Source organism: Stenotrophomonas sp. YJH_SMC_12-1, assembly GCF_059370935.1.
Genome location: NZ_JCAFUD010000006.1, coordinates 93,724 through 107,733, shown reverse-complemented (window position 1 = coordinate 107,733; position 14,010 = coordinate 93,724). Strand labels below are relative to the sequence as shown.

Here is a 14,010-nt window from a genome sequence, read left to right as displayed (position 1 = left end):
GTAGCATGGGTTGTTGGGAAAGGTGGACATTTGCCAGCCCTGCCTCTTGGGTTCCCTGATGGGGCAGTAATCACCAGCGTCGTGTGATCGAGTGGCAATGGACCCACGCTGGTCCCAGGCACTTCGTAAGTTGCTGATTGAGCGGGCGACGAAATCCCCTCCCAAGGGGAAGGTCGACCGTTCGAATCGGGCCGGGGTCGCCAGAATCAACAACTTGCGAAAGCCGCTATATCGCCACAGGCCATATCGGGCCATCAAAAGGCGCCATTTGGTCACAGTGGTGGTAATGGCGAATCAATAGGTTGGCTTCGCCACCGCACCGTCATCGCCCTCAGGGGGAGAGGTGCTCGTAGCACTTCCAGTAGTGGCGTAGTCGGCATGCCCGGCCAGGATCTGCACCTGTCGCAACGGCACTCCGGTGATGGCCATACCGTGTTCTTGTGCACGGCGACAAGCGGATCGGATAGACAGCGAAGTGCCCAGCGCACATACCGGCCCAGCGGCGCCTCGCGCTACTTGCCGACCTCGTGCACCCCCGGCCATCTTCGTCTGGATCGCTCTCAACACTTTGGCTGCCCACCTCTGCCGGGAGGCTTGGTGGGCGGCTGGAGTTGGATTGCCGCGCGGCAATTGAATCGCAATGCCGTAAGGTAATCTTTCTGCCGATCCGTTCGGAATTGCGCAAGTGCGGACGCGCAGTAGAATCAGCCAACAATAACGGAGGGGATCATGCGGAAAGGAATGCTTGGTGCTGCGGCCGCAATGGCCACGTTAATCGGCTGTTCCACGGTCCCCGTCACGGAGGAAACCGCCAGGCCGGTGCCTCCTGATCGTATCTACAAGGCCGAACGCTTGGCGCCGTCGCCGGACCGTAGTGCGCAGATCTACATCATGCGGGACAAGGGTTTCCATGGATCTGCCTGCACGCATGCCATCTCTCTCAACAATGAGAAGGTGATGGACATTCGCCAGTCCGAAGCCGCCACTCTGTATGTATCACCAGGCTCCTACTTCGTGAAGCTCGACACAGGCGGCGGCGCCTGCCCGAACATTTCAACGTCTCAGAACCTGACCATCAACGCGGGCGAAAGGCAGGTCTATCGAATCCTGCTGCCGTCCGATGGGAACCTTCGCCTGACCCGCGAGCAATAACCAAGCGCGGCAGGTCATGCAACGCCATGCAGGTGCTGGGTGAGGCGGACTCGGCCGCCGATGATCGAATCGTCAATCAGACGGAGTGACGGATAGAGGCCATCTTCGACGAACCCGGTGTACCCCGTGTCGACCAGCACTACTACTGGCGCAGTGCGTCCGGGCTGGGTACCTGGCCCAGGTGGAGGCTGGATTCACGCGGCCGCAGGCCATGCAACCGGTGTCCGCCAAACTGGGCCCCGGCAAAATGCAGGCAGCGTCGGATTGTCGGTCCCGTGAAAACCGCAATCCTGTGGTAGTAAAGGCCCCAGCGGTGGCATGACGCCGCCGACAGGGGGCAACATGAAGGCGATGACCGCTGTTCTGGTTGCGGCTGTGCTTTGCGTTGGTTGTTCAACCAAGGGGGGGGCCACTGCACCCTACAACGTCTCTTTCGTTGGCCATCCTTCCCGGGCCGCCGTAGCACCACCTCCACCTCCACCTCCACCTCCACCTCCACCTCCACCTCCGCCGCCCCCCGTTGACGGTCAGGCCCAGGCGCCTGATCCCAGCGGAGTCAAGCCTCCGAGGAGGCTTCCCCGCGACGGATGGTATGAGCCTGGAGAGGAGGTGGATGACGCCTCGGACGTTGAGGAGGCGTTGCCAGCGGTACTGGCGGAATGCAAGAAGCTCATCCTCGGGATGGAGAACAAATCCGTTGATCAGCGAAAGGCGTCCCTCTGGGTGTACGGCATCGGGCTGGTCGCGGGCACGGTCATCGCACCTGCACTTACGGCGGCGAACGCTGCCAAGCACGCCGGTGCAATAGCGGGACTAAGTGCATTGGGGGGCGCCTCTGGTATGGCGGGAAAGGCGCTGGAGGACTCTGGGTTCGGGGGATCCGCGGCAATTGCTGATCGTAGAGCTGTCGCTGACGTGATTCGTCTGAAGCTCCCAGTGATCACGGATCGCAGAGAGGCGTCGCACGATCGACGGAAGGCGCTTACGGAAATGCAGGCTGCATGCTTTGCCTACGATCTGACCACCCCGAAGCCCATCCAGTCGTCAACAACCGGCAAATGAACAAGGAAGGGCCCGCTCTCCGATGGGCCCTTCTCTTTTACACCCCGCGTTAAGTTCGCTGCCGTCACTTTGCTCCGGGTGAAGAAGGTGGGCAACATCGGCGAGCGCGCCATCAACACCATCGTCGTGCGGTACGACATGCTGGATAGCTTGCTGGCTCTGAAGCGAAAGGGTATCGGGAGGAGGAGCCCGAAGACCCCGAAGTCGATGGACGACACTTTGCGTCTGTGGGTAAGGCCGATTGAATTTTCTGCTGGGGCAGTCGGCATGTGTTCCAGATATGGCAGTAGAATCCGCGCCTGCCCCTCTCTTTCGGGTCATCATGTCGATACGAGTAGCGTGCCTGTGCGGGAACGTCGCCATTGAGCTGGGTGGAGAGCCGGTCGCACGCGCCAACTGCCACTGTTCATCGTGCAGGGACTTCTACGGTGTCACCGTGTTCTCCGCGACGGCATGGGAGGCTTCGTCGGTTCAGATGGCCTCCTTCGATGCGCGAAGCTTCAGCCATCCCCACAAGCAGCTGAAGAAAACCTTCTGTGCTACGTGCGGCGAGGTTGTGTTCGGCACGAACCGTCTGTGCATGCGTGTCGTTCCCAACGCCATGCTCGCCCGCGCTGGCGGCGGATGGCTGGACGTTGCCATGGCGCCCACAATGCATCTCTACTACCGGCAACGCGTCGTTGAGGTTCGCGATGAGTTGCCGTAGTACCTTGATGGCTGGGACGGCCCTGCCTACCTGCAGGGCTGAAGCTGCGACTGTGATGGTGCAAGGGCATTGTCGCAGGACAACATTCAACGGCTGCCGCGCAGCGTGACGGCGTTGGGCGGGCCGCTCACAATCAGTGGACCAGACCACACAGGCATCCTCATGCCCGCACAGTTGCAGCCGGTTCAACCTCGGCATTACCCGCGTATCGCTGGCTGGCTCGATTCGGTTGCAGCGACGCAACGCTGGGCTGGCCCGGGCGTTGCGTTTCCTCTGCTGCCTGAGGCATTCGCACGGGCTCTTGAACTGGCCGAGCGCCCGGGTTGGGTGCTGTTGGACGGGGAGGGTGCGTGCATGGGGTTCGGCCAGTACTGGTTGACCGCGCCCGGCACTGCCCACCTGGGCCGCATCATTGTCTCGCCGCAGGCGCGTGGGCGCGGCCTGGGACGGGTGCTGATGCAGTTGTTGTGTGCCGAGGCCCTGCGGTCGCCGGATGTGCAGCGCCTGAGCCTGCGTGTCTATCGTGACAACGTCGCGGCGGTCGCGCTCTACCGCGATTTCGGCTTCCAGCCGGTGGAAGATGCCTCGACGCCGGAACTGTTGTTCATGCAGCGCAGCGACGGCTGAGCCGTGATCACGTGGGCAGCGATACGGTCTGTTGCGCCTGCCATTCCCTGGCAGTGATGCGGCTGATGTGCTCGGTGCGGTAGTCGGCGAGGAAGCGGTTGAACTGGTTGACCTCGGTGTGGTGATGGCGGAAACCGCATTTGGCCTGCGCGCTCATCGATTGCAGGTTGTCGTCGAAGTAGCCGCACCACAACGCATCCAGCTGCAGATCCAGGAAGGCATGCCGCATCACCTCACGTACAGCTTCGGGTACCAGGCCACGACCCCAGTACGGTACGCCGATCCAGTAGGCGATCTCTCCCTCGCGCTCGCCCAAGCTGAAGTTGCTGTCTGCACCGATCAGGATGCCGACGCAACCGATGGCACGCCCGTTCTCGCGGCTCTGCAGGGCGTAGACCTCCGGTCGGTTGAACACGGTGCGGATGATGTCGGCACTCTCCTCTACGCTGGCATGCGGTGGCCAACCGGCGACGGGCCCCACGCGCGGGTCGCGGGCGTACTCGTACAGATCGGCGGCGTCACTGTCGCGCCAGGGGCGCAGGATCAAGCGTTGGGTGGCCAGTTGCATGGCGGGCCCGTCGGTGGAAAGAGAGTGCACAGGCTAGGTTTCGACGGGCGGGGAGCACAGGACGGGACCTTGATGGTTTCGGTACTTTTCACAACTTCTTCGTTCGGGCGGATATGCTCTGCCGCGATATCCCAGTGGAATCCCAGTGGATCGGCCCATGGATCGCATTCCCCAGCTTCTGGAACAGGACGAATCCATGCGTCTGGAAGTCAGTACGCTGGCTGAAGGCTTGGGTGTTCCGCTGTCGTTCGGGCACGCCTATCTGACGGTGCTGGTGTGCGTGTCCGGGCGTGCGCGGTTCGCACTGAACTTCCGCGAAGTGGCGGTGCAGCGGCACGACGTGGTGGTGCTGGCGGAGGATACGCTGGCGCTGCTGCGGCAGCGTTCGCGCGGCTTCCTTGCGGTGGCCTGCCTGGTGCCGAAAGCGCTGGCATCGGAGGTGGCCTATGTGCTGCCCAATGCACTGTTCAAGTTCCTGCACGAGCACCCCCATTGTGTGCCGTCACCGCTGGAGGTGCCGCTGCTGCAGGGTTGGCTGCAGCAGTTGATGGATGCCCAGCACAACGGTGGCCGCCATCGGCACGTGATGCTGCGCAACCTGCTGCAGACCTTTTTCCTGAAGTTCGCCACACTGCTCCCGGCATACTACGAGGCGGCGCCGCAGGTCGGCCGGCGCGAGCGCCTGGCCTGGAGCTTCTGGGAGCTGGTCGGCCAGCGCAGCACGCGCCAACGCGACGTGCAGTCCTACGCCGAGGCGCTGTGCATTACCCCGTTCTATCTCTCGCAGGTGACCCGGGAATGCTTCGGCGAAACGCCGAAGGCGTTGATCGACCGCCAGGTAGTGCTGGAGATCAAGGCGCTGCTGAGCTACAGCGAACTGCCGATCGGACGCATCGCCGAACGCCTGTGTTTCGACGACGCGTCCTACCTGTGCCGCTATTTCCGGCGGCACACCGGTCAATCGCTGACCGGCTACCGCCGGGCGGGGCAGGGCGGTATCAGTGCGATACGAACAAGGGCGCCGGTACTTCGGCGAGCAGATCCTCGGTGACCCCGCCGAGCACGCGCTCGACCACGCGACTGCGGCTGTAGGGCCCCAGCACCAGCAGATCGGCTTCGGCATCAAGTACATGCTGGCGAATGGTGGCAGCTACACCCCCTTGGCTGGAGCTGATCGCCTGTATCTCCACTTCAACGCCGTGCCGCGCCAGATGCTGGGCCATTTCAGCGCCGGGTGCCGCTTCAGCCTTGGGCGTGTCGACCATCAGCAGGTGCACGGCCTGCGCGCGGGCCAGCAGAGGCAGGGCATCTGCCACCGCACGACGGGCCTGCTTGCTGGCATTCCAGGCCACCACGATACGCCGGCCGACCTGCTCGCCCCTCCAGTGCGGCGGCACCAGCAGCATCGGTATCCCGGTCTGGCGCAGCGTGCCCAGTGGATGCCAGCCGGAGGGCGCGCCTGGTGTGTGCGGATAGCCGGCGATGATCAGGTCGCAGTACAGCGACTGCAGCGCCAGGTCAGCGCCACCCAGGTAGTCCGAGACGATGCGCAGTTCGGTGCTGATCTGCAGCGGCTCGGACACGGCACGCAGGTTCTGCATCAGCTGTGCGGTGCAGGCGGCATCCGCGCGGGCCTCGTGGTCCAGCGCGGCGGCGATGCCGGCACCGCGCGCGAAGCCGTTGGCGATGTCGGTGGGATGCAGGGCCGTGGAGACTGCGACCAGATGCGCCTGCTGGGCCTGCGCCAGGTCGGCGGCGATGTTGAGAACGCGGTGCCCGGTGTCGCTGGCGTCGAACAGCACGGCGATATCGCGTAGTGGGTGCAGCATGGCGTTGTCTCCCTCGATGCCTGTGACGCGTTCCCTGCCGTGCACCGACCCGGGTGCACCGGACGCACCCCCGTTGTAGCGCATCCGTGATTCGTGTGAATCATATTTGATTCAGTTTATTAATTGATTATTCATGCTAGCGTGAGGGCCAGCCCACACCCCATCGCTTTTGATGCGACCTGCCGCAGCACGTACACGACGCGACCTGCCCCATGCGCTGGCGGCCACCCTGGTCAGCCATCCACGCTGCACCCTCAGCGAACTCGCGCGCGGGGCGGGCATCAGCCGCGCGACCCTGTACCGGTTTGCGCCTACCCGGGAGGCGATCGACGAGGCCCTGTTCGCGGCCGGTTTCGAGCGCGTGGAAGCGGCGGCGGCCTGGTTCGACCAGGGCGGTGATGCACGCCACGTGCTGGAGCAGGTCACCGCCACGCTGCTGGCGGACTGGGAGCTGGTGACGCTGCTGTTCGCACGGATGATGGAAGAACAGCAGCGCCTGGGCGACCTGCACCTGCTGCCGGAGCGCTGGGCGCCGATCGGTGAGCGCTTCGAGGCCTTCTTCCTGCGGGGTCAGGCGGCCGGGGAGTTCAACGTCGGTTTCACCGCGGTATGGCTCGCGGACTTCTACTGGAGCTGCTTCTACGGCATCACCTGGTCACTGGCACGCGGTCGGCTGGCGCCGGCAGCGGCAGCCTCTACGCTGCTGGCATCGTTCCAGCGCGGGGCGATGATGGGTTGACCGCAGGGGCTTCCTGCGGGGCGCCGTGGCTTACGCCTGCCTGAGCAGCTGCACCAGCTGGCGCAGGCGATAGGGCTTGGGCAGGAACTCCACCTGCTCGGGCAGCGGCGGCAGCTGCGAACGGGCATAGCCGGACGACAGGATCATCCGTGCCTGCGGCTGTTCGCGTGCCACATGCTCGCTCAGCTCGATGCCGGACATGCCGTTGGGCATGCTGACGTCGCTGAACACCACGTCGAAACGTGCTTCGCCCTTGAGCAGTTCCGCCGCCTCGTGGCCATCGGCGGTCGTGGCCACATCGATGCCGAGGTCACGCAGGGCCAGGCCGATCATTTCACGCAGATCGGTCTGGTCTTCCACCATCAGTACGCGGATCGGGTCATCGGTCATCGGCAGGGTCCTCCATTGCGGGGAGCAGCAGGCTGACCGTGGTGCCGACACCGGGCGTGGTGGACACGTCGACGAAGCCGCCGCTCTGGGTAGTGAATCCGAACACCTGGCTCAGGCCCAGGCCGCTGCCTTTGCCGATGTCCTTGGTGGTGAAGAAGGGCTCGGTGGCCCGTTCGGCGATGTCGGCCGCCATCCCGTGGCCTTCATCGCAGACGCTGAGGGTGACATAGCCACGTTGCAGCGTGGAGTCCGCGTCCGGGTCGAGGCGATGCTCCAGCGCGGTACCGATCAGGATGCGGCCGCCTTCAAGGGTAGCATCGGCGGCATTGGCGACCAGATTGGCCAGCGCCGTCTGCAGCTGCAGCGCATCGGTGTTGACCGCAGGCAGGCCGGGTGCCAGCTGGGCATCCAGCATCACCGTGGGCGGGCAGGCGCGTTGCAGGTCCGGCAGCCACTGCTGTATCAACACGTTGATATCCAGTGGTTCGCGGATCAGGGTCTGGCCAGTGCTGAACGCCAGCAGCTGGCGGGTCAGCAGCGCACCACGATCGGTCGCGCTCTGCGCGGCATCGAGCAGCTCGGCGGCGCGCGCATCGTCACCGCCAACGCGCAGGGACAGCAGGTCCAGTGCGTTGCCGATGGTGGTCAGCAGGTTGTTGAACTCGTGCGACAGGCCGCGGCTGAGTCGTCCGACGGTCTCGAACTGTTGGGTATTGCGCAGCGCTCGTTGGGCATCACGCAGCAGGCGCTGTGCCTGCCACTGCTCGGTGATGTCGCGGGTGATCTTGACGAAGCCGAGCAGCTCGCCCGCCTCGACGACCGGCTCGATGACAACACTGGCACGGAATGACGAGCCATCGCGGCGTACCCGCCAGCCCTCACTGGCAACGTGGCCATGCTGCGCTGCATGGCGGAGCAGGCGTTGCGGTTCTCCTGCCTCGCGGTCGGCAGCCAGGTAGAAGCGACCAAAGTGGGTGCCCACCACTTCATCGGCTGAATAGCCCTTGATGCGCTCCGCCCCCGGGTTCCAGCTGCAGACGATGCCATCCGGATCAAGCAGGTACAGCGCATGGTCGCGCACGCTGTCGATCAGCAGTCGCAATTGGCGGGAAGGGTCCGTCAGCACGGACGTCGTAGAGGCGACAGCGTCCACGTAAAAATAAGTGTTACCCCTGTGAGGGACGTGAAGCTAGGCATTCAAGTGTGAAGGAGGCGTGGAGGCGGGACACGTGCCATTTGTCCTGTGCGGCTGAATACGACACGGAGTACCATCACCCACCCTTTTGTGTTCTGGAACCGACCTGCATGCGTCCTGGTGCGACTACGCGTGACCGCTGGATCTGGATGACCTCCGCCGTGCTGCTGGCTGCGACCATCGCATTGGAGCTGGTGGTACCGCTCGGTTATGCGGTATGGCTGGCGTATTTCCTGGCCGTGGGAGTCACGGTGTTCCAGCGCAGTGCACGCGCGCCGTTCATCGTGGCTGTGCTCGCCTGCGTCCTGCTGGTCATCGGTTTCAACATCGCCCCGGCCAGCTCGAACTCGGCGTTCTCGCTGGTCAACCGAAGCATCGGTGGTTGTGCGTTCATGATGATCGCGCTGATCGTTTCCCGCGCGATCCAGGCACGCCGGGATGCAATGCGGGCGTTGTGGCTGCAGGAGGCCGAAAACGCGGTGGCGATGAGCCTGCGCGGCGACCTCGGTCCCGAGCAGATCGCCGAGGCGGCAGCCACCAGCCTGGGCGCGCAACTGGAGGCCGACGTCGGTGCCGTATACCGGCTGGACGGAGGGAGGTTGCAGCTGACCGGTGGCCTGGCGCTGCCGTCCGGCATGCCGGCGTCGCTGGCATTGCAGGAGGGCGTGGCCGGGCAGGTGGCGCGGGACGGGCGGATCCGTCACCTGGAGGGCAGCGACGACGCTGTACTTGAACTGCAGACCGGCCTGGGACGCCTGTCGGTGCGCGAGCGCATCCTGGCGCCGATCAGCAGTGACGGCACCGTGGTAGGCATCGTCGAGCTGGGACGCGCCCGGGCGGGTGCGCAGCGCGACCTGGATCGCGAGCTGCTGGAGCGCTGCGCCGAGACCATCGGCATGGCGCTGCGTGCATCGCTGCTGCGCGCACAACTGGTGGTGCTGCTGGAGGAATCGCAGCGCCAGGGCGAGGAGCTGCAGGCCCAGCAGGAAGAGCTGCGCGTGGCCAATGAGGAACTGGAAGAGCAGAGCCGCAGCCTGCTGCAGTCGCAGAGCCACCTGGAAGAACAGCAGGCCGAGCTGGAGCAGAGCAACGTCCAGCTGGAAGAGCGGACCCACGAGCTGGAGGCGCAGAAGCAGGCACTGCTGGTCGCGCAGAGCCAGCTGGTGCGCAACAGCAACGAACTGGCCGCGACATCGCGCTACAAGTCCGAGTTCCTGGCCAACATGTCGCACGAACTGCGCACGCCGCTGAACAGCTCGCTGATCCTGGCCAAGCTGCTGGCCGACAACAAGGACGGCACGCTCACCGAAGAACAGGTGAAGTATGCGCGTGCGATCCTGTCGTCCAACAACGATCTGCTGGCGCTGATCAACGACATCCTGGACCTGTCGCGCATCGAGGCCGGCCACGTCGAGCTGGCCGATGAAGTGGTGGTGACCGACAGCGTGCTGCAGCGCCTGCGCGAGACTTTCGAGCCGATGGCGCGGCAGAAGGGCCTGGCCCTGCAGATCGAGGCCGATGCGCTGGCGCCGAGCCAGCTGGTGGTCGACAGCCAGCGCCTGCAGCAGATCCTGAAGAACCTGCTGGCCAATGCGGTGAAGTTCACCGAGCATGGAAAGGTCAGCCTGCACGTACGCGCGGCCGGCCAGGGGCGCATCCGGTTCGAGGTCTGCGACAGCGGTATCGGCATTGCCCGCGAGCAGCTGCAGGTCATCTTCGAAGCCTTCCGCCAGGCCGATGGCAGCACCCGTCGCCGCTACGGTGGCACCGGCCTGGGGCTGTCGATCTCGCGCGATCTGGCCGAGCGCATGGGCGGCAGCATCCAGGTCGACAGCGAACCGGGCCGTGGCAGCTGCTTCATTCTGGAACTGCCGTTGCAGGGCGCACCCGCGTCGAACGCCGCTGACATCGCCGCAGCCCCCGTGGCTTCGCCGGTCGCAGCCGCTGTGCCGGCGATGCAGGTGCCAGCAAGGGCTCCGGTGGCGCCGCCGACGACGGTGCCCAGCGTGGCCGACGACCGCGGTCGTCGCCAGCACCCGGGCCGCCTGATCCTGGCCGTCGAGGACGACGCCACGTTCGCCGAAGCGCTGGTGGCCCTGGCCCATGAACTGGATTTCGACTGCGTGGTGGCCGGGACGGCCGAAGAGGCACTGGCCCTGGCCGGCGAACTGCGCCCGAACGGCATCCTGCTCGATATCGGCCTGCCGGACGTGTCCGGCCTGAGCGTGCTGGAGCGCCTGAAGCGCAACCCCGATACCCGCCATATCCCGGTGCACGTGGTCTCGGCAACGGACCGCAGCCAGGTGGCGCGCGAGCTTGGCGCGATCGGGTTTGCGATCAAGCCGACCACGCGCGAGCGCCTGGTGAGCGCCATCGAGCAGCTGGAACAGACCAGCCAGCGCGACGTGCGGCGCTTGCTGATCGTCGAGGACGACAGCGAGCTGCGCCACAACCTGGAACTGCTGCTGGGCCGTGATCAGCTGCAGATCGTCGCCGTGGGAACGCTTGCTGGCGCGCTGGAGCAGCTCAGCACGGTCACCTTTGATTGCATGGTGATGGACCTGTCACTGCCTGACGGCAGCGGCTACGACCTGCTCGAACACATGGCCGGCAACGATGACGTCGGCTTCCCGCCGGTGATCGTCTATACCGGTCGCGCGCTCGGTCGCGAGGAAGAACAGCGCCTGCGCCGCTATTCCAAGAGCATCATCATCAAGGGCGCGCGTTCGCCCGAGCGCCTGCTGGATGAAGTCACCCTGTTCCTGCACAGCGTGGAAGCCAGCCTGCCCACCGACCAGCAGCGCCTGCTGCGCGAGGCGCGCCGTCGCGACACCGTGCTCGATGGACGCACCGTACTGCTGGCCGAGGACGACGTGCGCAACATCTTTGCGCTGTCCAGCGTGCTCGAGCCGCTGGGCGTGACGCTGGAGATCGCGCGCAATGGGCAGGAGGCAGTGGACCGCCTGGCCGAGCGCGAAGTCGACCTGGTGCTGATGGACATCATGATGCCGGAGAAGGACGGCCTGGCCGCGATGCGCGAGATCCGCGCGCAGCGTCACCTGCAGGACCTGCCGATCATCGCGCTGACTGCCAAGGCCATGCCGGACGACCGTGAGCGTTGCCTGCAGGCGGGCGCCAACGATTACATCGCCAAGCCCATCGACGTCGACAAGCTGGTCTCGCTGTGCCGGGTCTGGTGCTCGCGGCAATGAACGAACAGGCGCTGTTCGACCTCGAACTGAAGGTCCTGCTGGAGGCGCTGTACCAGCGCTACCACTACGATTTCCGCAGCTATGCGGTGTCGTCGCTGCGCCGACGCATGCGCCAGGCGATGCAGCGCTATGAGTGCGAGCGGCTGGTCGACCTGCAGTACCGGCTGCTGCACGAGCCGGACCTGTTCGCCCAGGCCATGCAGTTCTTCACCGTGCAGGTCTCGGAGATGTTCCGTGACCCTGCGTATTTCCGTGAGCTGCGCGAGCAGGTGGTGCCAGTGCTGCGTACCTATCCCTCGGTGAAGCTGTGGGTGGCCGGCTGCAGCACGGGCGAGGAAGTGTGGTCGCTGGCGATCCTGCTGCATGAGGAAGGCCTGCTCGAGCGCAGCATCGTCTATGCCACCGACATCAATCCGGCCGCACTGGCCACCGCCGAGGCGGGCGCCTATGGCATCGACCGGATGGCCCAGTTCAGCCGCAACTACCTGGCCGCCGGTGGCACCGCGTCGCTGTCGGACTACTACGCTACCGCCTACGATGGTGCGGTGTTCGACCGCCAACTGCGCCGCAACGTGGTGTTCGCCGACCACAGCCTGGCCACCGATACCGTGTTCTCCGAAGTGCACCTGGTGTCGTGCCGCAACGTGCTGATCTATTTCAACCGCGACCTGCAGGATCGTGCCGTCGGCCTGTTCCGCGAAGCGCTGGTGCACCGGGGCTTCCTTGGCCTGGGCAGCAAGGAGTCGCTGCAGTTCGGGTGCCACCACGATGCCTTCGAGGTCTGTTCGCGAGAGCACCGCCTGTACCGGAAGGTGGCCTGATGACGCTGCCGGTGCGTCCGGCCGTGCTGGTGATCGGCGCGTCCGCCGGTGGCGTGGCGGCCCTGCAGGCGGTGCTCGGTGCACTGCCGGCGAAGCTGCCGGTACCGGTACTGGCCGTGCTGCACCTGCCGCGTGACCGTACCAGCCGCATCGCCGAGGTGCTGGCGCCGTACTGCGCGTTGCCGGTGCGCGAAGCCGAAGACAAGCAGCCGTTGCAGCCGAGCACGGTGACGTTCGCGCCGCCGGATTACCACCTGCTGGTGGAGGACGAGGGGGCGGTGGCGTTGTCGGTGGATGCACCGGTGCTGTTTTCCCGTCCGGCCATCGATCCGCTGTTCGACTCCGCTGCGGCGGTGTTCGGCGCGCAGGTATTGGCCCTGCTGCTGACCGGTGCCAGCAGTGATGGCAGCGAGGGCGTTGCCGCCGTGCGCCGTGCCGGTGGCCATGCCTGGCTGCAATGTCCCGAGGAAGCCGAGGCGTCGATGATGCCCGCTTCCGCCCTGCAGTACGCCGGCGCCGATGCCGTGCTGCCCCTTGAACTGATGTGTCGCCGCCTGAAGGAGTTGTTTGCATGAACCTGTTGCCACCGGAACCTGCGCAGTCGCAGACCCCGGTCAACCTGCTGATCGTCGATGACGTGCCGCAGAACCTGGTAGCCATGCAGGCCCTGCTGCAGCGCGAAGGGGTCAACCTGCTGCTGGCCGGCTCGGGCGCGCAGGCGTTGGAGCTGCTGCTCGAGCACGAGGTGGCATTGGCCCTGCTTGACGTGCACATGCCGGAGATCGATGGCTTCACCCTGGCCGAACTGATGCGCGGTTCGCATCGCAGCCGCGACGTGCCGATCATCTTCCTGACCGCCTCTCCGGATGATCCCCTGCGCGTGTTCAAGGGCTACGAAAGCGGTGCGGTCGATTTCCTGCACAAGCCGGTGGCGCCGCAGGTGATCCTGAGCAAGGTCAACGTCTTCATCGAACTGTACCAGCAGCGGCAGCTGCTGAAGGCGCGCAACGAGGCTCTGGAGCGCGCGCTGAAGCTCAACGAGACGATGGCTGCCGTTCTGACCCACGACCTGCGCACGCCGTTGTCGGCGATCCTGCTGTGCACCGACAAGCTGGCGCTGGAGCTTCCGGAAGACAACGCAGGCGCGCAGCAGACCCTGCAGTACCTGGAAGCCAGCACCCTGCGGATGGCGCGGATGGTCGAGCAGCTGCTGGATTTCTCGCGGATCCGCAGCGGTGGCCTGAGGCTGGAGGCAAGTGCCTGCGATCTGGCCGACGTAACGCGCGCGGTAGTCGCCGAGGCGGGCAGCGCGCATGGGATGGACCGGATCTGCCTGGACCTGCAGGGAGACACGCGGCTGCAGGGCGATCTGGATCGCCTTGGCCAGGTCGCCGCCAACCTGGTCGGCAATGCGCTGACCCATGGCAGCGAGGCGAGGGTGGAGGTGGATGGGCGCGACCCGCGCGGCGTACTGCTGCGGGTCAGCAACGCCGGCCGGATCGATGACGCGCTGTTGCCGCGACTGTTCGAACCGTTCAAGGCCAGCTTCCACCAGAGCAAGGGCCTGGGCCTGGGCCTGTACATCGTCGATCAGTTCGTCCGCGCGCATGGCGGGCGCATTGCGGCCCGCAACGAAGCGGGCCAGGTGGTGTTCGAGGCAATGCTGCCACGGCGCTGCGACGGCACGGTCTTGGCGGCAACCTAAGCGC

14 protein-coding genes are annotated in these 14,010 nt (G+C 65.4%); 10 read left to right on the top strand and 4 right to left on the bottom strand.

All coding sequences use genetic code 11. The features are described from left to right. Positions 1 to 729: 729 nt before the first annotated feature. From AC5P8Y_RS12415 to AC5P8Y_RS12400, 4 genes are all read left to right on the top strand, one after another. Positions 730 to 1,152 (top strand): hypothetical protein, encoded by a 423-nt coding sequence (locus tag AC5P8Y_RS12415; protein ID WP_065428086.1) that lies wholly within the window; start codon positions 730 to 732, stop codon positions 1,150 to 1,152. 609 nt (positions 1,153 to 1,761) lie between these two features. Beyond that, a complete protein-coding gene (locus tag AC5P8Y_RS12410) occupies positions 1,762 to 2,214 on the top strand; it encodes a hypothetical protein (RefSeq protein ID WP_049430985.1) in 453 nt (150 codons plus the stop codon). 280 nt (positions 2,215 to 2,494) lie between these two features. Continuing rightward, complete coding sequence (locus tag AC5P8Y_RS12405; RefSeq protein ID WP_321573318.1) at positions 2,495 to 2,920, top strand: GFA family protein; 426 nt, start codon at positions 2,495 to 2,497, stop codon at positions 2,918 to 2,920. Between the two features lie 162 nt (positions 2,921 to 3,082). Further along, positions 3,083 to 3,547: a GNAT family N-acetyltransferase gene (locus AC5P8Y_RS12400; RefSeq protein WP_111188625.1), complete on the top strand. Its 465-nt coding sequence runs from the start codon at positions 3,083 to 3,085 to the stop codon at positions 3,545 to 3,547. A gap of 7 nt (positions 3,548 to 3,554) precedes the next feature. On the opposite strand, the gene AC5P8Y_RS12395 is transcribed toward AC5P8Y_RS12400, so the two are convergent. Continuing rightward, a complete protein-coding gene (locus tag AC5P8Y_RS12395) occupies positions 3,555 to 4,115 on the bottom strand; it encodes a GNAT family N-acetyltransferase (protein ID WP_111188626.1) in 561 nt (186 codons plus the stop codon). Positions 4,116 to 4,272: 157 nt separating this feature from the next. Between AC5P8Y_RS12395 and AC5P8Y_RS12390 the strand changes: the two genes are divergently transcribed. Then, positions 4,273 to 5,166, top strand: a complete 894-nt coding sequence (locus tag AC5P8Y_RS12390) for an AraC family transcriptional regulator (RefSeq protein ID WP_049403196.1) — start codon at positions 4,273 to 4,275, stop codon at positions 5,164 to 5,166. Here the strand turns inward: AC5P8Y_RS12390 and AC5P8Y_RS12385 are convergent. Beyond that, positions 5,114 to 5,944, bottom strand: a complete 831-nt coding sequence (locus AC5P8Y_RS12385; protein ID WP_049403213.1) for a universal stress protein — start codon at positions 5,942 to 5,944, stop codon at positions 5,114 to 5,116. The two genes, AC5P8Y_RS12390 and AC5P8Y_RS12385, sit on opposite strands and share 53 nt — an antisense overlap. A gap of 172 nt (positions 5,945 to 6,116) precedes the next feature. On the opposite strand from AC5P8Y_RS12385, the gene AC5P8Y_RS12380 reads away from it, so the two are divergent. Continuing rightward, positions 6,117 to 6,683 carry a TetR/AcrR family transcriptional regulator gene (locus tag AC5P8Y_RS12380; protein ID WP_005409404.1) on the top strand — a complete coding sequence of 189 codons (567 nt, stop codon included), beginning with the start codon at positions 6,117 to 6,119 and terminating at the stop codon, positions 6,681 to 6,683. A 30-nt stretch (positions 6,684 to 6,713) separates the two neighbouring features. Here the strand turns inward: AC5P8Y_RS12380 and AC5P8Y_RS12375 are convergent, their stop codons facing one another. Together AC5P8Y_RS12375 and AC5P8Y_RS12370 are read right to left on the bottom strand one after the other, a co-directional pair. Continuing rightward, on the bottom strand, positions 6,714 to 7,073 hold the full coding sequence (locus AC5P8Y_RS12375) for a response regulator (RefSeq protein ID WP_005409405.1): 360 nt from the start codon (positions 7,071 to 7,073) through the stop codon (positions 6,714 to 6,716). Then, complete coding sequence (locus AC5P8Y_RS12370; protein ID WP_425529943.1) at positions 7,063 to 8,226, bottom strand: two-component system sensor histidine kinase NtrB; 1,164 nt, start codon at positions 8,224 to 8,226, stop codon at positions 7,063 to 7,065. Before AC5P8Y_RS12370 ends, AC5P8Y_RS12375 begins: the two co-directional genes overlap by 11 nt. 152 nt (positions 8,227 to 8,378) lie before the next feature. On the opposite strand from AC5P8Y_RS12370, the gene AC5P8Y_RS12365 reads away from it, so the two are divergent. From AC5P8Y_RS12365 to AC5P8Y_RS12350, 4 genes are read left to right on the top strand one after another with little or no spacing between them, the layout of a single operon-like run. Further along, positions 8,379 to 11,480 carry a response regulator gene (locus AC5P8Y_RS12365; RefSeq protein ID WP_111173164.1) on the top strand — a complete coding sequence of 1,034 codons (3,102 nt, stop codon included), beginning with the start codon at positions 8,379 to 8,381 and terminating at the stop codon, positions 11,478 to 11,480. After that, complete coding sequence (locus tag AC5P8Y_RS12360) at positions 11,477 to 12,301, top strand: CheR family methyltransferase (protein WP_005409408.1); 825 nt, start codon at positions 11,477 to 11,479, stop codon at positions 12,299 to 12,301. The genes AC5P8Y_RS12365 and AC5P8Y_RS12360 overlap by 4 nt, the downstream gene beginning before the upstream one ends. Continuing rightward, the gene (locus tag AC5P8Y_RS12355) at positions 12,301 to 12,876 is read left to right on the top strand and encodes a chemotaxis protein CheB (RefSeq protein ID WP_164133500.1); all 576 of its coding nucleotides are present in this window, start codon (positions 12,301 to 12,303) and stop codon (positions 12,874 to 12,876) included. Before AC5P8Y_RS12360 ends, AC5P8Y_RS12355 begins: the two co-directional genes overlap by 1 nt. Beyond that, on the top strand, positions 12,873 to 14,006 hold the full coding sequence (locus AC5P8Y_RS12350) for a hybrid sensor histidine kinase/response regulator (protein ID WP_164133501.1): 1,134 nt from the start codon (positions 12,873 to 12,875) through the stop codon (positions 14,004 to 14,006). The genes AC5P8Y_RS12355 and AC5P8Y_RS12350 overlap by 4 nt, the downstream gene beginning before the upstream one ends. Positions 14,007 to 14,010 lie beyond the last annotated feature (4 nt).